Annotated in this window: 18 protein-coding genes; 10 read left to right on the top strand and 8 right to left on the bottom strand. The window is 43.9% G+C overall.

From position 1 onward, the window contains the following. Positions 1-80: 80 nt before the first annotated feature. Complete coding sequence (locus KXD93_RS10480; protein ID WP_258137043.1) at positions 81-812, bottom strand: hypothetical protein; 732 nt, start codon at positions 810-812, stop codon at positions 81-83. A 184-nt stretch (positions 813-996) separates the two neighbouring features. Continuing rightward, positions 997-2,922: an SPFH domain-containing protein gene (locus tag KXD93_RS10485; RefSeq protein WP_258137044.1), complete on the bottom strand. Its 1,926-nt coding sequence runs from the start codon at positions 2,920-2,922 to the stop codon at positions 997-999. Between the two features lie 269 nt (positions 2,923-3,191). Here KXD93_RS10485 and KXD93_RS10490 point away from each other — a divergent pair, with 269 nt between their 5' ends. Continuing rightward, the gene (locus KXD93_RS10490) at positions 3,192-3,347 is read left to right on the top strand and encodes a hypothetical protein (RefSeq protein ID WP_258137045.1); all 156 of its coding nucleotides are present in this window, start codon (positions 3,192-3,194) and stop codon (positions 3,345-3,347) included. 39 nt (positions 3,348-3,386) lie between these two features. On the opposite strand, the gene KXD93_RS10495 is transcribed toward KXD93_RS10490, so the two are convergent. Together KXD93_RS10495 and KXD93_RS10500 are read right to left on the bottom strand one after the other, a co-directional pair. Next, entirely contained in the window at positions 3,387-4,013 is a 627-nt protein-coding gene (locus KXD93_RS10495; RefSeq protein ID WP_258137046.1) for a chloramphenicol acetyltransferase, read from the bottom strand. A 140-nt stretch (positions 4,014-4,153) separates the two neighbouring features. Then, positions 4,154-5,692, bottom strand: a complete 1,539-nt coding sequence (locus KXD93_RS10500) for an alpha-N-arabinofuranosidase (protein ID WP_258137047.1) — start codon at positions 5,690-5,692, stop codon at positions 4,154-4,156. Between the two features lie 82 nt (positions 5,693-5,774). Here KXD93_RS10500 and KXD93_RS10505 point away from each other — a divergent pair, with 82 nt between their 5' ends. The 4 genes from KXD93_RS10505 to KXD93_RS10520 all read left to right on the top strand — a co-directional run bounded on the left by KXD93_RS10505 (position 5,775) and on the right by KXD93_RS10520 (position 7,786). Then, positions 5,775-6,170, top strand: coding sequence for a hypothetical protein (locus KXD93_RS10505; RefSeq protein ID WP_258137048.1), 396 nt, complete (start codon positions 5,775-5,777; stop codon positions 6,168-6,170). 110 nt (positions 6,171-6,280) lie between these two features. After that, complete coding sequence (locus KXD93_RS10510; protein WP_258137049.1) at positions 6,281-6,823, top strand: RNA polymerase sigma factor; 543 nt, start codon at positions 6,281-6,283, stop codon at positions 6,821-6,823. After that, positions 6,804-7,076 (top strand): hypothetical protein, encoded by a 273-nt coding sequence (locus KXD93_RS10515; RefSeq protein ID WP_258137050.1) that lies wholly within the window; start codon positions 6,804-6,806, stop codon positions 7,074-7,076. Before KXD93_RS10510 ends, KXD93_RS10515 begins: the two co-directional genes overlap by 20 nt. Before the next feature lie 11 nt (positions 7,077-7,087). Then, positions 7,088-7,786, top strand: a complete 699-nt coding sequence (locus KXD93_RS10520; protein ID WP_258137051.1) for an ATP-dependent Clp protease proteolytic subunit — start codon at positions 7,088-7,090, stop codon at positions 7,784-7,786. 179 nt (positions 7,787-7,965) lie between these two features. On the opposite strand, the gene KXD93_RS10525 is transcribed toward KXD93_RS10520, so the two are convergent. Both KXD93_RS10525 and KXD93_RS10530 read right to left on the bottom strand, forming a co-directional pair. Beyond that, positions 7,966-9,192 carry a multidrug effflux MFS transporter gene (locus KXD93_RS10525; protein WP_258137052.1) on the bottom strand — a complete coding sequence of 409 codons (1,227 nt, stop codon included), beginning with the start codon at positions 9,190-9,192 and terminating at the stop codon, positions 7,966-7,968. A 149-nt stretch (positions 9,193-9,341) separates the two neighbouring features. Then, on the bottom strand, positions 9,342-9,746 hold the full coding sequence (locus tag KXD93_RS10530; protein WP_258137053.1) for a VOC family protein: 405 nt from the start codon (positions 9,744-9,746) through the stop codon (positions 9,342-9,344). Positions 9,747-9,894: 148 nt separating this feature from the next. Here KXD93_RS10530 and KXD93_RS10535 point away from each other — a divergent pair, with 148 nt between their 5' ends. The 3 genes from KXD93_RS10535 to KXD93_RS10545 all read left to right on the top strand — a co-directional run bounded on the left by KXD93_RS10535 (position 9,895) and on the right by KXD93_RS10545 (position 13,086). Beyond that, complete coding sequence (locus KXD93_RS10535; RefSeq protein ID WP_258137054.1) at positions 9,895-11,211, top strand: gluconate:H+ symporter; 1,317 nt, start codon at positions 9,895-9,897, stop codon at positions 11,209-11,211. A gap of 95 nt (positions 11,212-11,306) precedes the next feature. After that, entirely contained in the window at positions 11,307-12,128 is an 822-nt protein-coding gene (locus KXD93_RS10540) for an SDR family NAD(P)-dependent oxidoreductase (protein WP_258137055.1), read from the top strand. Between the two features lie 58 nt (positions 12,129-12,186). Next, the gene (locus tag KXD93_RS10545; RefSeq protein ID WP_258137056.1) at positions 12,187-13,086 is read left to right on the top strand and encodes a helix-turn-helix domain-containing protein; all 900 of its coding nucleotides are present in this window, start codon (positions 12,187-12,189) and stop codon (positions 13,084-13,086) included. A gap of 37 nt (positions 13,087-13,123) precedes the next feature. On the opposite strand, the gene KXD93_RS10550 is transcribed toward KXD93_RS10545, so the two are convergent. Both KXD93_RS10550 and KXD93_RS10555 read right to left on the bottom strand, forming a co-directional pair. Then, positions 13,124-14,155 carry a sterol desaturase family protein gene (locus tag KXD93_RS10550; protein ID WP_258137057.1) on the bottom strand — a complete coding sequence of 344 codons (1,032 nt, stop codon included), beginning with the start codon at positions 14,153-14,155 and terminating at the stop codon, positions 13,124-13,126. Positions 14,156-14,217: 62 nt separating this feature from the next. Continuing rightward, the gene (locus KXD93_RS10555; RefSeq protein ID WP_258137058.1) at positions 14,218-16,026 is read right to left on the bottom strand and encodes a DNA polymerase III subunit gamma/tau; all 1,809 of its coding nucleotides are present in this window, start codon (positions 16,024-16,026) and stop codon (positions 14,218-14,220) included. 113 nt (positions 16,027-16,139) lie between these two features. On the opposite strand from KXD93_RS10555, the gene KXD93_RS10560 reads away from it, so the two are divergent. Together KXD93_RS10560 and KXD93_RS10565 are read left to right on the top strand one after the other, a co-directional pair. Next, a complete protein-coding gene (locus KXD93_RS10560) occupies positions 16,140-16,724 on the top strand; it encodes a Uma2 family endonuclease (RefSeq protein ID WP_258137059.1) in 585 nt (194 codons plus the stop codon). Between the two features lie 136 nt (positions 16,725-16,860). Then, the gene (locus tag KXD93_RS10565) at positions 16,861-19,542 is read left to right on the top strand and encodes an alpha-L-rhamnosidase (RefSeq protein WP_258137060.1); all 2,682 of its coding nucleotides are present in this window, start codon (positions 16,861-16,863) and stop codon (positions 19,540-19,542) included. The last annotated feature ends 90 nt before the right edge of the window (positions 19,543-19,632 follow it).

Genomic DNA, 19,632 nt, shown 5'->3' on the forward strand with positions numbered 1-19,632 from the left:
TAGTGGTTGTAAGTGTTGTTGATTTTATTTCAACTTCTAAAACAACTACAACCCTTACAACAATTTCAACATTCTACAACCTAATTCCCAAATATCTCCCCCGCTTTTTTCTGTTCAGGCGTCAACGTCTGCCAGTTTTCATAACAGGCACTCAAATAAGGAGCCAGCTGGAATTTTTTGTCGGTGTATTCTTTTACGTCGGGCGTATATAACATCAGGAAATGATCCATATCTACACCCTTCAAAGGCACATAATTAGCGATATTAAGCGGGGTAAATATTGCGCTGATGCGCTCGCTTATCTCCCGGTCTTTGGCGGATTGAGCCGCCTTACGCCGTTTCTTTTCGTCTTTAGACCAGTAATGCAGGCGAATGGCAATTCCTCCTACCGGCCTAAAATCTGCATCGCGCTGGTAAACAACCGCCTGCCCATGAAACATAGGGTCGTAATGTTGCACCGCATTCGGGTTTGCTTTTGATCTGCCGCTTGTATCGGTAATGTTTACCTGGTTTAGCATAGTGGTTTTCGAGATCAGGAAAATCTCGCGTGCATGCATGTCAGTTATCAATAACGTGTCCGGCTGGTATGAAAAGGCATTAAAAACCAATATATCACCAACCTTAGCCGCTATACTGAAACTACCGTCATTCAAGCTGATGGTTTTCAACTTGCTGGTTAAGTTTTCAATTTTAACGGAATGAAGGGTTATCCGGGTTTTGTCCTCCAAAACCCGTCCGCTGAAAACCGATTGAGCTTTAACAGTAACTGCTGCGACAAGACAAAAACAAACAAGAAGTACATTTTTAATCATGCGTAAATATAGCTTAAACCGCTTTTATTTTTCATTGGGATAACAATATTTAACATTTGGGGTTAGAGATTAGAGACTAGTTAATTAGCGATTAGTTAATAAACGCGGGGCTTTTGTGCTGAGTTCTAAAACAAAAAGCCCTCCGAAGTTTAAACTTCGGAGGGCTGCACTTATTCAGAAAGAACTATTTATCGTCCTCGGCTTTTTTTGAAGGCTTCTCACCACTCACTTTTCCACCGCTCACTTGTTCTTCATTTGCTTTCTGTAGCTTTTTAAGCATTTCGGTACCAATTAAGGCATCAATCATGCCGTTGCCGCCACCGTCTTTGCCATTAACCAATATATCCGGTACCAATTTGATACCATGAGCGGCTAAGGCTTCGGCTACACGTACAATAGCGTATTGCTCTGTACCCATGGCTTCGGTCTTCTGCTTGGTTACTTCGGCTTCTGATAAACCTATCGCCCTGATCTTGGCGGCTTCGGCTGTACCATTTACTTCGGTAGCGTTTGCATCTGCCTTAGCGTTCACAGTTTTGGCTTCGGCATCGGCTTTGGCTATTGTGATCCTAACTTCGGCATCAGCCTTCGCGTTGATGGTTTTGGCTTCGGCCTCACCACGTGATGCGGCAACCTTTGAAGCGGCCATCTGGGTGTTTATTTCCACCTGGCGGGTTGATTTTACAACCTCCGGCTGCATATCGGCACCTGCTTTGGCGCTTTCAAATTCCTTACGTTCAATCTGCGCATGGCGCTGGATCTCGTAGGTAACCTTTTCCTGTTCGGCCAGTTTACGATCAGTTAAGGTTTTCATCAGGGCTGGCGGAGGCACAATGTCACCTATCAGCGTATCAACCCCAACTACGTTATAGTCGTTCAATACTTTGCTGATGTGCTCCTTTGCATCATCCTGCCTTTGGATCCTGTTTGCCAAAAACTCTATCACGTCGCTCTTTTGTGCCGAGTTACGGAAGTAGTTGGCAATAGTAGGTTCCAGCACCTGCGATACCAGGTTCTTCATGTTACCAAAACGGGCGATCACCTTTGGCGCTTCGTTTCTTGGGATGTGTATGATCTGCGACACGTCAAGGTTAAATGTAAAACCGTCAGACGAACGTACTGTAATTGTACACAGGTTTTTGTCCAGCTCATGTGCTTCCGTACGGCTATCCGCCCAGTTCAGCACAATGTTGGTAGTCGGCACAACTTCCACGGCATGGGTGTAAATATTCACCGGGTGTTTACCGGGGTCAAGCGGCTGATCCCAAACACCTTTTTCATTGCGTTTAACAATATTACCATGCTTAAAGGCATCGCCGCTGGTATCCTTACCTTCAGGGCCTACGAAGGAGTTTACCACACCAACATAACCAATCGGGATGTAGATCATATCCACCTGCTCAACCACTACAAACCATGGGTTAAGGTAGTAAGTACCTGCAAGTATCACATCTTCCTGCAAACCCTTCATGCCTCCGGCATTAATAAATGCCATTGGATCCTGGAAGTTTTTATGGCCTGCTACTGATACACCGGCGATTTCGCCTTTATCAAGCGGCTCACCATCCAGCGTGGTAACAATACCAACCTTGTTTTCGTGGATCTGGGTAATAGGAACCATCACGATCTCGAACAAAAAGGTATTGATACGGTAGCTACCCGGGGTCAAAAACGCAGCCTGCGGACCCTTCTGGCCTTTATTATCCAAAAACGCGATAGCATCCTGGAACTTGTCGCAATCAACCGGCTTGCCCAGTACACGACCGGTATCCATAGGTGCACCATCCTTAGCTTTAACCAGGCCCAGCTTACCTTGTTCAATAATGGTAAAAGCTTCCATGGTAATGGTAAATTGCCATGGCCACATTGCCCAGTACAAACCCGGTGCAAGCGCTTTAGCCTGCATACCTGCTTCACCATGAATGGCTATAATACGGCCGTCGGGCAAACGCTTGTCGCCCGAAAGGGCGTACTTTTTTACCACAAGACCAATACGGTCGTCAGGAACGATAACCATACCAAAGAACACGCGAAGTACAAATTTGTACATCACTAAAATTACGATGACAGGCAAAACCCACCACAGTGACAAAATTAATTGTTGATTCATTTTTTTTAGATTGAAAATTTTTTAGAAATATTCCGGAGCCCTTGAGGTGCGGGCCTTTACGAACACTTACAGCATTAATCCGTAGTACCTTGGCTGTATAGTATATATAAGATGACAAAGGTTACCGGTTGTTACGAAAATTGTGATAATTATTTTCAAATATGCCCTTTGCCTGCAAGAATCACAAGCATACCAGGAAATAAATATTTGAACAATTGTAAACAAATATTTGTCCGGAGGGGTTAATATAATACCAAAAACGTACGGCCATGAAAACAACCCTCAAAAAAACCGTTGAGCACAAGGAAGATGTAAAAAGCGGTGATAGCCACGAACATCTTAAAACAGATTTCCCGCTTAGCGAAAAGGATGAAGTAAAGCAGGCAGAAGAAAAAATGCGTAGGTCAAGAAAAAAGATCTTGTAGAGACGCAATATTTTGCGTCTCCGGGCATGGCTTTGTATTTTAACCCTTTTTATTCATCAATTGCTGAAAACAATCGATGTACTGGCCAACATGCAACCCGTCAACCAGCGCATGATGAACGTGAACAGACATCGGCATTGATCTTTTCCCCTCAAATTCCGTCATTTTACCGAACGAGATGCTGGGCCCGGTATCTGTACCGGAAAATACCCGTGCGTGTGATATCGAAGTAAAATCAATCCAGGGTAATGATGAGTAGCGAATGATATTTTGCCGGGATGCCAACTCCAAATCGTTCCTGCCTTTTACACGCTCAACTTCGGCATTTGCCGCCGGGATATATTCAGTAAACGTTGGGTGATAGTCGATATATCCAAAACCAAATGTCCCATTGGCACGGGGAATGGTTGAGGCGGCATCTATACGGTCGTAAATAAATACATCGCCGTCTTCAATCCGCAGTTTAAATGGCACGATGGCATTTGCCGCGCTTAAGGAATTATACAGGCAATAAAGATAAAACGAAACGCCGTTTGCCTTCGCAATTTGATAGGCAGCGGTGCAATCAACCCGCACACAAACGCCGTAGAAAGGCTCATCAAATTTGCTGAATAAATTAAAGTGTTCTCTGCGTGCCCAGGTTTCGAGGTCGAGTTTTTGTCGCATGTGGCAAAGGTAAAACAAGTAATCCTTTCAAAACTTACCACAAGGCAAGTTTTGAAAGGATTATATCTACAATTGCTACCGCGAGTTTAGCGATAGCGTAACTCGTGGTGCGGCATGTGGTAAGCTTTCAGCTTACAGAACTAAAACAATTCCAGCGTAACCGCCGATTTCGCCGGCATCACCACTACCAAATTATCACCATCTTTTTTAGCGCCTTTAAAAACAGCTGGCTGCAATTTATTTGGCTGATCAAAAGTATTGATGTCGGTTATGTTAGCCGAGGTAAGGATCTGGCCTGTTACTGATTTCCATTTAATATCTTTCAAACTGGTAGTTATGGTGATATTTTTATGCAGATCGAGGTTTACCAATGAGATATGGACTTTACCTGCTGCATCCTGCGAAGCAGAAACGTTAATGGCAGGCAGCTTTTTATCGCCGGAAACATAATCAGGAGATGTCAGCTGCATCGGTAGGTATTTGGCATCCTGGTGAACCTTGTACATATCGAATATGTGGTAAGTCGGTGTCAGCAGCATTTTCTCCTTATCAGTAAGGATCAAAGATTGCAGCACATTTATAGTTTGTGCCAAAGCTGCTCCTCTTACCCTATCGCAATGGTTATTAAAGATATTTAGGTTGGTTGCTGCTATCAGCGCATCACGTAAGCTGTTTTGCTGGTATAAAAAACCCGGATTTGTGCCAGGCTCAACATCTGTCCAAACACCCCACTCATCAACAACCAGCGCGACATTTTTCTTAGGATCGTATTTGTCCATAATTGCAGCGTGTTTGGTAACCAGTTCCTCCATCTTCAGGCATCTCTCCATTGTTTCAATATACTCCTGCTCACTAAACTTCGTTGCCGAACCTTTATGGCCCCAATTACCGGTTGGTACCGTATAGTAATGCAGCGAAATGCCCCACATATCCCAATCCGGAATATTTTTCATGATCACTTCCGTCCAGTTATAATCGTCTGAGTTCGGACCGCTCGCTATTTTTTTAAGCGGTGCCCCCGGATAATTTTTTGCAAATGATGCATACCTCTTAAACTCATCTGAATAAAACTCAGGCGTCATGCTGCCACCGCAACCCCAGCTTTCGTTGCCTATGCCCCAAAAGGTAACTTTATAAGGGTCGGCATGCCCGTTTTTGCGGCGCAGCTCGGCTATTGTGCTGGTGCTGTTTGAATTTACATACTCAATCCACTTCGACATTTCCTCAACCGTTCCGCTGCCAACATTGGCAGCCATATAAGGCTCACAGCCAATTAAGCTGCAAAGCTCCAAAAACTCATGCGTACCAAAGCTGTTATCTTCAGTAGTACCGCCCCAGTTGGTATTCACCATCTTTGGCCTTTGGTCCGACGGGCCAATACCATCGCGCCAGTGGTATTCATCGGCAAAACAGCCACCCGGCCAGCGCAGGCTTGGGATCTTTATTTTCTTGAGTGCATTCACCACATCCAGGCGGATGCGGTCCTGCTTTTCAACAGGTAACGACTTGTCGACCCAAAAACCACCGTAAATGCCGTGGCCAAGGTGCTCGGCAAATTGCCCGTAAATGTACTTACTGATGGTTAATTTAGAATCATTGCTGATTGCCAATGTGGCGGTTTCCTGGCTGTAGGCAAAAACTGCCATACAAACAAAACAGAGGGTAAGAATTTTCTTCACGATGAGTTGGTTTATAATTGTAAAAATAACACTTAAAACAAATAAACGAAATTTTATTTAAAAAGTTAAATTAGATGCTGATATGAGAAATTTAAAATTCTTAGCGTTGTTCATATGTACAGTTTATGTTACCGGCTGTAAACCGTCGGTAAGTTCTGGCGAACTTTACGGCAAATGGGATTATATTAAAATTGAGCACCCGAAAGGCGACTCGCCGGATCTGCAGACAGATGAATTAAAACGACAAGGAGCATCCATTGAATTTTTGAAGGATAGCACCTATGTGATCATGTGGGCCGGAAAACCTCTATCGCATGGAAAATTTGTGGCCGCTGGAGATAGGATTATAATAAACGAAGAATTACCCGATGGCACAAAGCGGAGTTTTTCGTTCTATATTACTAAGGCAAGTGATAAGGAATTGATTTTTGAGACGAAGTCAGGGACAAATGCTATAGTAACAGCGGTGAAAGAATAACTTTTGCAGCTGCATTTAAATTAAAAGGAAGCACGGCTATGAACCATGAACTAAAAAATAAATGGTGATACTTGTTTAAAAATCTGCACTTACCATTAAACAATAAAATTATGCCGGAGATGAACAATTTGATTCAGACAGCAGCAGGCAGGGAACAGTTTTTTATAGCGTTGTATAAAAGCACCTTTCCATCTGTGGCAAATTACGTCAGCAAAATGGGTGGAACGTTTGATGAGGCTAAAGATATTTTCCAGGATGCGTTGGTAGTTTATTACGAAAAGGCAATTAATTCCGGTCTTATAATAAAAACCAATGAAAAAACCTACCTGCTCGGCATCAGCAAACATTTGTGGCTGAGGAAATTTAAGAGCGATATATTGAATACTTCTATTGATGGTTTTGATATAAGTCTCGATGAAATAGATGAACAGCCATCAGAATCCAAACTGATGCACTTCCTGGAAACTGCAGGTAAAAAGTGTATGGAGCTGCTCCGCTCCTTTTATTACGACCAGGTGCCGCTCGGCGATGCGGCAAAGCTGTTCGGATTTTCGGGCGTACGCTCGGCCACAGTACAGAAATATAAATGTTTAGAGAAGGTAAGAGAGACCATCAAAGAAAAATCATTGACCTATGAGGACTTCCTTAATTGAAACCGAACAGATAGAAGCACACCTACTGTGCCTTTCAACACCCGGCGACGCATTGGTATTTGAGGCAAAGCTTATTTTGGATGATGAGCTGCGCGATAAGCTGCAATGGCAAAAATCCACCTATAATTTGGTTAAGCTATATGGCCGAAATCAGCTTAAACAGGAAATTGAGGCCGTTCACCAAAGCCTGTTCAGCGAGACCCGGCATTGGGCCTTTAGCGAAAAGATAAGGCAGATCTTCAAAAAACGATAACCCAATAATTTATGAATATCGATAAAAATGAATTCCGCAAATTTGCGGCAGGGCATTGCTATGTCAAAACCCAGCCGCTCGACAATTACATTTCTGCCGTTGAAAAAAGCAGCACGGTAATGTCACTTACCCCTTATATTACCGAGGAACGCGAACTGCGCGTGGCACAAATGGATGTATTCTCGCGACTGATGATGGACAGGATCATTTTCCTCGGCAGCGCAGTAGACGATAATGTGGCCAATATTATTCAGGCTCAACTGCTGTTCCTGCAATCCACCGACCCTAAAAAGGATATCCAGATGTACATCAATTCCCCCGGCGGATCGGTTTATGCGGGCTATGGCGTATATGACACCATGCAGCTCATTAGTCCCGATGTGGCGACTATTTGTACAGGCTTAGCCGCATCCATGGCCTCTGTACTATTATGCGCGGGCAAGGCGGGCAAGCGTGCCGCGCTCACCCATTCAAGGGTAATGCTGCATCAGCCATTAGGAGGCGTACAGGGCCAGGCATCCGATATTGAAATAACAGCCCGCGAAGTACTAAAAATTAAAAAGGAACTCTACACCATTCTCGCCAAACACAGCGGCCAGGATTATGAAAAGATTCACGAGGTATCCGACCGTGACTTTTGGATGGATGGTGGCGAAGCCAAAGCGTTTGGGATTATTGATGAGGTGTTGGGGGAAGTTCATGGTTCATAGATTATGGTTCATGGTGGGAAGTAGCAGTAGCAGTATAAAGTAGCAGTAATTCATGGGGTTGGTGGTTTTATAGTCGAAAAAACAACAACAGCAAGAAACAACGAAAAGACATTCAAAATTCAGCGAGTGTTTAACTAACCGCAGCTACCATGAACTATGAACCATCAACTATGAACTTCCTAATGCACCCCTACTCCCGCATCGGCTACCGCCTCAACCGGCTTGGCAATATTTCTTCTGCCTATTAACAATACCAGCAAAGCCAATATCGCCGCAGTTGCCATTAACCCCGCCATAGGGATGGTGCTGCGGCTTTTGAACATACTTACCACTATGGATGTAAGCGTACCCATCGCCATTTGCAATGCCCCCATCAGGGCGGCGGCGGTTCCGGCATTTTTGGCAAACGGCGCAAGCGACAATGCCGCCGTGTTTGGATAAGTTATGCCTACACAGCATAAAAAGGCGAATACGGTTACGATAGTTCCATAGATCCCAAGCCAGTTTCCGGTTGACCCTACCACGAAAATGATCCCGATGATCACCATCGCCGGCAACGTTACATTTACTATTTGCTCACTTTTATATCTTTTGGTCAGTATGCCATTAAATTGACTGGAGCCGATAAAGCCAATAGAAAGCAGAGCGAAAATCCAACCGTAAACTTTACTGCTGATGCCATAAACGTCCATAAAAACAAAAGGCGAAGCAGCCAGGTAGGCAAACAACCCCGAGAACCCTATAGCCCCGCAAATAGCATAGGTATAAAACTGAGGATGCTTCATTACCGACCAAAAGCTGGTAATAATAGGAACAGGTTTTAATGAATATGATGGGTCGGGCTGGTAGCTTTCGGGTAACAGGAAAATCACCGCTAATAGAACAAAAAAAGCAATCCCTGCCAATATTAAAAATATTACTTGCCAGCCAAAGGCAGCGGTTATGTAACCTCCAACTGTTGGTGCCAGCATGGGTGAAACCCCTAATATTAATATCAGCAAGGCAAATACTTTGGCATTATCCTCCACCGGGAAAATGTCACGCACCATAGCCATAGCGGCAACCGTTGCGGCACAACTGCCTATCGCCTGTATAAAGCGCAATACGATCAACTGCTCTATCGACCCCACAAAAAAACAACCGATGGAAGCAATTACATAAAGTACCATCCCTATGTACAGCGGTCTTTTGCGGCCGAACCTATCAAGTAACGGACCATATAGTAGTTGCCCGGCCGAAATCCCGATAAAAAAGCCAGAGAGTGAAAGTGATACTTCAGCGGTAGTGGTATGCAACGATTTTGCAATTGCCGGAAAACCCGGCAAATACATATCGATAGAAAATGGCGCAATGGCTGTAAGCGCCCCTAATATGAGTACAAGAAGTAAGTAGCGTTTTGAAGTCATAGAGAGTAATTATCCGATTGCTTCGCCGGTTCGCTAAGATAGTCATGCTATTAAGAATAGTGGGGGCTAATGCCGTTTAAATGGTCAAACATGACCGGGAAATTACTTTGTACGCGCCATTGTAGCTACCATGAACTATGAACCATCAACTATGAACCAACCTCACAATTTATCATCCAGCTAATCCCGTACTTGTCCTTAACCTGGCCAAACAATGCTCCCCAAAACTGTTTCTCAAGCGGCATGGTAATATTCCCTCCCTCACCTAACTGGTCAAATATCGAACGCGCCTTTGCTTCGTCATCAAGACCAATACTTAAGTAAATCCCATTGCCATGGTCAACTGGCTGACCGGGCATCCCATCAGAAAACATCAGCATATTGTCGCCAAATGCCAAACGGGCGTGCATAATTTTATCCTGGTAATTGGCTTCAGCAGGTAACATTTCACCAAAGCGATTTACATCGCTAACAGTGCCTTCAAAAACCTTTTGGTAAAAATTCAAGGCCTCCTCAGTATTTCCTGCAAAGTTTAAATATGGTATTAGCTTCATGGCGATTAGTGTTTTATTTTACTAAAGTACAAAGATTTTCATCCCCTAAAATTTCAAAATAGAATATTGTTATTACTTTAGATGGCTACAGATTAACGCACGGGATAAATTTACGTTTGGCATCCATCATCAAACCAATAAAAAACAAATGACCCTTTTAACTATTCTCTTCTGCATCATTCTGCTGGTACTATTGGTGAGCTGGGCAAAGATAAATCCATTTGTCGCCTTTCTGATAGTTTCGATAACTGCTGGTATACTATTAGGGATTCCGCTGGACCAGGTTGGCAAGTCCGTGCAAAAAGGCTTGGGCGATACTTTAGGCGCCATCACAATAATAATATGCCTTGGGGCCATGACGGGTAAACTTGTTGCCACAAGCGGTGCGGCACAAAAAATTGCCGAAGTATTGGTTAACCTGTTTGGTGTTAAACACATACAGTGGGCGTTGGTAGTAGTGGGCTTTATCGTAGGGATCCCGCTTTTTTATAATACCGGTTTTGTGTTGATGGTGCCGCTTATATTTTCGGTAGTATACAAATATAAACTGCCCGCTGTATATATTGGTTTACCTATGTTGGCTGCTTTGTCTGTCACACATGGTTTTTTGCCGCCGCACCCGTCGCCTACTGCTCTTGTTGGTATGTTTCATGCCAATATGGGTAAAACATTGATTTATGGAATAATACTTGCCATACCTGCAATTATTTTGGCAGGGCCTGTATTTGCAAGCACTTTGAAGAAAATACCGTCAAGCCCCCTGGCAACATTCAGAGCTGATGAGCTGCCGGCCGATAAGCTGCCTGGTGCAGCGAACAGTTTCCTGACGGCTTTGCTTCCGGTTATCCTGCTAATGGCTAGTGCCTTTTATCTTAATACAGATCATAGCACCGGGGCTTTGCATAAATTCATCACGTTTATAGGCGATGCTCCTATTGTAATGCTGATCTCCTTTATTTTTGCCACTTATTCATTGGGAATCAAGCAAAAGATAAGCATGAAGAAACTGGCTGATCTGTACGGTGATGCGATAAAGGACATTGCCGCTATCCTGCTTATAATAGGCGGATCAGGAATTTTCAAACAGGTGCTGGTAGACAGCGGGGCCGATAAGGATATAACTACGATATTGCTGGGTTTTCATCTGCAGCCATTGATCCTGGGCTGGTTGCTCGCTGCCATTATCCGCATCAGCTTGGGTTCGGCTACCGTCGCGGGGTTAACCACCGCAGGCATTATTTCAACCATGATGGTGAACAATCACAATATCAATCCCAATTTAATGGTGCTATCTATAGGCGCAGGAAGCCTGGCATTCTCACATGTTAACGATGGGGGGTTCTGGATGTTTAAGGAGTATTTCAACCTTTCTATAAAGGATACCATCAGATCGTGGTCGCTAATGGAATCTATAGTTTCAGTTGTCGGATTGATTGGTGTTTTGATTTTGAACCAGGTAGTGTAAGGATAGCTAATTTCAATAAATATGTATCCTACATTCTGCGATATGTATAACTCCCCTATCCCCGCCGCCTGTAATTTTGTATTAAAAATAATGATATGAAATCTAAGGTAATTTTAATAACAGGCGCATCCAGGGGGCTGGGTAAAATATGGGCCGAAGCACTTTTAAAACGTGGTGACAAGGTAATCGCCTCCGCTCGAAATATTGATTCACTAAACGATCTTGCAGCAACATACGGCGAGGCAGTATTGCCCATCCAATTGGATGTAAACGACCGGGACCAGTGCTTTGCCGTAGTAAGGCAAGGCTACGAACATTTTGGACGCATAGACGTGCTGATCAATAACGCCGGTTATGGTTTATTCGGCGCTATTGAAGAAACCAGCGAGCAGGAAGCCAGGGGACAGTTTGAAACCAATGTATTTGGTTTGTTATGGATGACGCAAGCTATTATCCCGGTTATGCGGGAACAAGACGCAGGACACATCATACAGGTTTCAAGTTTGTTGGGTATTGTGTCGGGGCCTATTTTAGGAATTTATAATGCTTCGAAATGGGCGATAGAAGGATTAAGTGAAAGTCTTGCTGCTGAAGTTAAGGGATTCGGGATAAAGGTGAGCATTGTTGAGCCAAACGCCTTCGGTACAGACTGGAGCGGCGATTCGGCAGTTAAAGCAAAACCTATCGCATTGTACGACGGAATAAAGGAGGCATTCTATGGTTATTTTAAACCGGAGATGATTGGCCATCCGGAGGCCACCGTACCGGCCATTTTAAAATTAGTGGACAGCGAAGAGCCACCCTTACGTCTCTTTTTGGGAAAGATGGCTTTACCCCGGGTGCAACAGGTTTATGCAGACCGCCTGGCGGTTTGGGAATCGTGGAAAGAAGTTTCTGTTGCGGCACACGGTCATTAATTAGTTAAATTCAGAGAGATTCGGTGTCCCATAAGCAGGATGCCGTATCTTTATTAAAATGAAGCATTTTAAAAGTATCAGCGAGTTGCATAAAGCGAGGAATCTGCCGATGTCGGAGAATCCCTTGCTTAGCCTAATAACTTGTGTAGACACCTGCGCAGTTACCTGCGGCTTGGCCAAAAATGAATATACAACCGATTTTTATTCTATTGCCTTTAAAAAGCTCATTTCCGGAAGTTTTAATTATGGTCGTACCAAATACGACCATAACGGCGGTTCGATGACTTATGTTAAGCCCGGCCAGGTTGTCGAGCTCAAAAACATCAAACTGGACGGTAAGGGATTTACCATTATGTTCCACCGTGATTTCCTGAATGGTGAGCCCTTACACCAAACCATTAAAAAGTATAGCTTTTTCGACTATGAAACTAATGAGGCGCTCCATATTTCGCCCCGCGAGGAAGAAATCATGTGGGAGTTATTCCATAAGATTGAGACCGAATACAACAACAATCAGGATGAATTCAGCAAAGAGATCATTATCGGCCATATTGAGGCCATCCTGAAATACTCGCAGCGTTTTTATAAGCGCCAGTTCCTGAACAGGAGTGAGCTGACGGGTAAAATAACTACCAAATTTAATAAAGCCATCAGGCAGTATTTTGAAAATGGCGCGCTGCTAGCCAATGGATTACCCACCGTCGCGGCTATCGCAGCGCAATTAAAGATGTCTCCCAGTTACCTTAGCGACTTGCTACGACAGGAAACAGGAAAGCCGGCCATCGACCATATTCACAGCTATCTTATTTCGGAAGCGAAAAATCTATTAATTGGTGCGGACCTTACCGTGGCGGAAATCGCCTACCAGCTTGGTTTTGAAAACCCGCCGTATTTTTCCAGGCTTTTCAAAAAAGAAACAGGCTTAACTCCGATTGCTTACCGGGACAGCATTAATTGAAATTGACAGTTGAGTTGAGCTTTTTACGAATACATTCTTACCCCTCCACCAGCTCCCCGGTTTTTTCAACACTCCTCTTCTCCTTCTCCAACTCCTCAAAATAGTGTTTCCTCACCACGCTCGACATTTTGTGATCGCCGGTATGGCTCCAGCCGGGCGGCATAATAATATACAATACTTTATTTTTAATGCCGGGGGCTTTTGCAACATCTTTTCCTAAGGCTACTATCTCACCAAAATAAGCGTCTAAAAAGCTATGCGGCTTCATCGGGCGCGAAATCCCGTATTCAATGGGCATTGCCCGGTCTTCCTCTACATAAGTACCGAATACCTTATCCCATATATTCAGCAGGTTACAAAAATTGGTATCCATGTATTTTGGATTTTTTGCATGGTGAACCCTGTGGTGTGATGGGGTAAGTATTATTTTATTTAAAAACCCAAAGCGGGCGTCCTGCGCAATATTTTCACCAATGTGGATAAACGCCCCCCAGGTACCATCAATAAACATGATAACAAATAGTACTGCCGGGTTAACGCCCAGTAAAATACAAATGGATGTGCGTACTACATCGGCATACGGCCCCTCTAAAAAGAAATGCGCATAGGTTACCGATAAGTTCATGTTAGCCGGCGCGTGATGCGTTGAATGCAGACACCACAGAATGCGCACCTTATGCGCCAAAAAGTGGTAAATAAAGTGCGAAAACTCCCAAACTACATAACTGTATATAAACCAATACCAGGTGAAGGTGGTTTTTAAAATGCCGTATTTAGCAAACCACCCAATACACAAGCCGATCATAGCAAAAGAAATTACCCTGCCGATAAAAGCATTCAATACATAGGTAAAAAACGAAATTTTATACTCAATTACCTTAAACCGCTTATAGAAGGCTGCACGGATAATTTCAATGATCAATACGAACGGGAGAAGTGGCCCTAAAGCTGAAGTGATGCCATGGTAGGTTAATAACTCACTGTAATTACCTGATTTTAATATATCATATAAACCGCCAAAACCGAAAAAGCCGGTAAACTCGTTCCACACTGCCTTCAAAAAATCCATGGTTTCATTATTAAGTATTGGTTACCCGCAAGTTACAAATAACGACAGAAAAACAAAAATTGTTAATCAAAATCAAGGTTAAACTTAGCCTTCAACTCAGCGAGCGCCGGGTTTTTGGCAGCCATGTGCTGAAATTTTTCCGATGCGGTATAAGGCCGCTTTACAGCGGTTACCTCATCAATCCGTACGTTGACCTCAATATCAAAGTTCTTTAAGGTAGTACGCAGGTAGTTAAGCAGGTTAGGCCTTTCATCGCGGAATACATTTTCCTGCACCTTGTTTTCTACTATTACCTCGTATAAATTTTCACCAAGCTTTTTTGGAGGGTTCGTAGTAAAAATGGTAAGCAAGTTCTTTTTCCCGTCGGCCTTCATCATGGCCGCATAATCGCTCCAGCATTTTAACAACTGGTCGAATGTATAGTCATTCCTGGCGTCACCTTTAATGTAGGGGTCTTCCTCATCCAGCATTTCGTCCTTGGTTTTACCCACATCTTTTAATGACGGAATCTTTACCGAGGATGAAGTGGCCTGTAAGTTTGGAATGAAGATCTTTGGCTTATCAGCGGGCTGCTCATTCTTGGGAGCCTCCACTGCGGTCGTTTTATTTAAAGGCTGATTTACAGCTACTTCAACAGGCCTCGCAGCATTGACTATTGGAGTTTCTGCAACTGGTTTTTGTTCGCCTTCAGGAGAATTTACTGCGGAATCAGGTTTTTTTTTTAATTGCCCCTCAGATGCGGGCATTGCTGTTAGCGGAGTAACCGCCAAATTAAAGACGGATTGCAGGTTACACATTTTGAGCAAAGCCAGTTCAACCTGTAACCGCTGGTTTTTACTTAGCTTATAGCTCAAATCACATTGGTTGGCGATATTCATGGCCGAGAGCAGGAACGACATTGTGGCAGCCTGCGATTGTTGCAGGTATTTACTCCGGATGCCATCGCTTACTTCTAGTAGCTTCAACGTAGCCTGGTCCTTGCCTACTAGCAGATTCCGGAAGTGTTCAGACAAGCCCGAAATAAAATGGGCGCCGTCAAACCCGCGCGACAGGATCTCATCAAACAATAACAATGTTTTGGCATTATCCTCGTTCAGCAGCCTGTCGGTTATATTAAAGTAGTAGTCGTAGTCGAGTATATTCAGGTTGTCAATAACCGAACGGTAAGTTACATTTCCACCAGAAAAGCTAACAATCTGGTCGAACATGGACAAGGCATCGCGCAAACCACCATCTGCCTTTTGGGCGATGATGTGTAAGCCGTCAGTTTCATAGCTGATATCTTCCTTTTGTGCGATGGATGCCAGGTGGGCAGCCATATCATCTACACGGATGCGGTTGAAATCAAAGATCTGGCAGCGCGAAAGAATGGTCGGCAGGATCTTGTGTTTCTCAGTAGTGGCTAATATAAATATGGCATAATGAGGCGGCTCTTCCAGCGTTTTCAAAAACGCGTTGAATGCTGCCTGCGACAGCATGTGCACTTCATCGATGATATAGATCTTATACCGTACAGCTTGTGGCGGGATGCGCACCTGTTCTATCAGGCTGCGGATATCATCAACCGAGTTATTTGATGCGGCATCAAGTTCATGAACATTAAAAGAGTTTCCGTTTTGGAAGGACTGGCACGAAGCACAAACACCGCAGGCTTCGCCATTGGGCTGCAAATTTTCGCAGTTTATGGTTTTTGCAAGGATGCGCGCACAGGTAGTTTTGCCCACGCCACGCGGACCGCAGAACAAAAATGCCTGCGCCAACTGGTTATTCTTAATGGCGTTTTTTAGCGTATTGGTGATATGTTGCTGACCAACAACGCTTTCAAAAGTAACCGGGCGATATTTGCGTGCCGAAACAATAAAATTATCCACAGCTACTAAGGTAACAACAATAAAGTTATGTTAAAAGCTGTGTTGGCAATTTGCTTTTCGTGTTATGGCGATTACTTTAATTTCGCTAAATTTGTGATAAAGGATTTATATCAATGCAACTGTCAGACCTCGATATTAACAAAACCTACACTTACGCCGACTACCTAAAGTGGACGTTTGATGAGCGGTTGGAATTAATTAAAGGAAAGATCTTTAAAATGAGCCCGGCACCGGGTTCGGTTCATCAAATAATTTCAGCAGCAGTCTCCAACGAATTGTATAACTATTTAAAGGGAAAGCCATGCAAAGTTTTTTCTGCTCCGTTTGATGTCCGCTTGATAAGGAGATCAACAGATGATAAAGATGTTACCACAGTTGTACAACCAGATATTTGTGTAATCTGCGACCCCAAAAAAGTAGACGTAAGGGGATGCATTGGTTCGCCGGATATTGTAGTAGAAATATTGTCGCCTGGAAATAATAAAAAAGAGCTCCGAAATAAATTTGAAGCTTATGAAGAGGCTGGAGTTTTTGAATATTGGATCATCAATCCTACAGAAAAAAATCTTTTGCAGTATATCCTTATTGATGGTCGCTATCAGGCAGCGAGGCCATTTACAATTGACGATGAGTTAACTACTGGCATCCTTCCTGGGTTCGTACTTAGCATCAACGAACTATTTACTGACCAGCTTTAGGCTTTTAAAACTACTTGATGCTTTCAGACGGTGCAGGACGGTCGTTTATTTTAATTCTCTAAATTTGGCGGGTAAAGACAATTCTGTCCAATTATTTCATTCCTGCTGATTCAAATCATTTTATCTGTTCCTATTGATGACTACCACATTGCTAAAAAACTCATCCATCAACAAAATCTTCGTTTGTATATTATTGATCCTAAGCGCAGCCTTGGCCAACGCCGCACCAAAGATCACCGGGCTTAAATGTGAATACCTTTACAACCCAATAGGCATGGATTCTCCTCATCCCCGCTTGATGTGGATGATGAATGATGACAGGCAGGGCGCAAAACAAACCGCTTACCAGCTATCGGTTAGTACAGATTCTGTTGAATTAAATAAAGGCATAGCAAACACCTGGCAAACGGTAAAAACTGTATCAGACGCTAACCGGGTAATTTATAATGGCAAAGCATTATTGCCATACACCAAATACTATTGGCGCGTTGCGGTTTGGGATAAAGATGGCAAAAGCTCGTTATCGGCCATCACCAGCTTTGAAACAGGCCTGATGGATAAAAGCAACTGGAAGGGCACATGGATCAGCGATACGCACGACATGAACACCAAGCCGGCACCCTACTTCCGCCATTCATTCGATCTTGCAAAAAAAATAAAATCGGCCCGCGCTTATATAGCTGTTGCCGGGTTATATGAATTATATATTAATGGTGAAAAGATAGGCAACCACAGGCTCGACCCGATGTACACCCGTTTTGACAGGCGCACACTTTATGTATCGTACGATGTTACCTCACAGGTAAAGGATGGAAAAAATGCAGTCGGTGTATTGTTAGGCAATGGCTGGTATAACCACCAGAGCACCGCGGTTTGGGACTTCCACAAAGCCCCATGGCGCAACCGCCCGGCATTTTGCCTGGATTTAAGGGTGACTTATGAAGATGGCACAACAGAAACCATCTCATCAAATAAAAAATGGAAAACCGCCCTTAGCCCGGTAGTTTTCAACAGCATTTACACCGCCGAACACTACGATGCCCGCCTGGAACAACCCGGATGGGCTACCGCCAGCTTTATCGATACCGCATGGAGAGGCGTGATCAATCGCCAGGCACCATCGCTTAATATTGTTGCGCAAACCATGCAGCCGATCCGCGCAATAGAAAAGCTCCCGGCACAAAGCATGAAAAAGCTGGATGATAAAACGTACCTGTTTGATTTGGGTAGGAATATTTCAGGCGTAAGCAGCATAACTGTAAATGGCTCGGCCGGCACGGTTATCCGCCTTAAACATGCGGAGAAATTGGGTAAAAATGGCCATGTGGACCAGTCGAATATTGATATTCATTACCGTCCTACTGATGATAAAGACCCTTTCCAAACTGATATTTATACCCTAAACGGCAAAGGCGAAGAAACGTTTATGCCTCGCTTTAACTACAAGGGTTTTCAATATGTCGAGGTAACCAGCGATAAGCCTATCGAACTAAAAAAAGAAAGCGTAACCGGCTATTTTATGCACAGCGACGTAACGCCGGTTGGCAGTATCAATTCTTCAAGCAATACGCTGAACAAGATCTGGGCGGCAACTAATGTGTCGTACCTGTCTAACTTCTTTGGCTACCCTACCGATTGCCCGCAGCGTGAAAAGAACGGCTGGACAGGCGATGCACACATAGCCAGCGAAACTGGTTTATACAACTTCGATGGCATCACCATTTACGAAAAATGGATGGGCGACCACCGCGACGAGCAGCAGCCAAACGGCGTACTGCCATCTATCATTCCTTCAAACGGATGGGGTTATGAGTGGGGTAACGGGCCTGATTGGACCAGCACCGTGGCCATTATACCATGGAATTTGTATATGTTTTATGGCGACAGCAAAACCCTTGGCGACAATTACGATGCAATAAAACGTTACGTAAACCACATAGCGGACTTATACCCAACCGGGCTGACCACCTGGGGCCTTGGCGATTGGGTGCCGGTTAAGTCTAAAACCCCGGTTGAGTTTACATCAACTGCCTATTATTTTACTGATGTGACCGTACTGGCAAAAGCGGCAAAGCTATTTGGAAAAACCGACGATCAGAAAAAATACGAGGCGCTTGCTTTAGAAATTAAAGATGCCTTTAACGCTAAATATTTGAATACATCAACCGGCGTTTATGATCAGGGCTACCAAACTGAGTTGTCAGTACCTTTATTCTGGGGTATGGTTCCTGAAGGTATAAAAGCTAAAGTGGCAGCAAACCTGGCCGAACGCGTTAAACAAGATAACAATCATTTGGATGTAGGCATTTTAGGTGCAAAGGCCATATTAAGTGCCTTAAGTGATAATGGCTACGCTGATGTTGCCTATTCGATTGCATCCCAGGAAACCTTCCCTTCATGGGGATGGTGGATTGCAAGGGGCGCAACAACGCTTTATGAAAACTGGAATATTGATGCTGACGATGCCTTATCATTAAATCACATTATGTTTGGCGAGATTGGGGCTTGGTATTATAAGGGCATCGGAGGTATCAAGGTCGATCCGCAATCGCCCGGTTTTAAAAACGTGCTGTTGACCCCTCATTTTATTGAAAAACTGGATCACTTTGAATCCGAACATACTGGGCCTTACGGAAAAATAATATCCTCGTGGAAACGCAAAGGCGATGCTGTTGAATATTCGGTAACTATTCCTGCTAATTCAACCGGTACTATTATTTTCCCGGCAGGTAAAAAAGTATTGGAACATTCAGCACCGATAAATGCGGTAAACGGTTTAAAAGTTTCTGCCGGTAGCTATAGTTATTTGATCAAATAATTCCATACAAATTCCGCAGGGCTTCAAGGATACCCTGCGGAATTCCTTTAAAACCCCGACATCAAACATCCGAATTCCAAAATTCCTCCC

The sequence above is a fragment of the Mucilaginibacter phenanthrenivorans genome, from assembly GCF_024721155.1.
GTDB lineage: Bacteria > Bacteroidota > Bacteroidia > Sphingobacteriales > Sphingobacteriaceae > Mucilaginibacter > Mucilaginibacter phenanthrenivorans.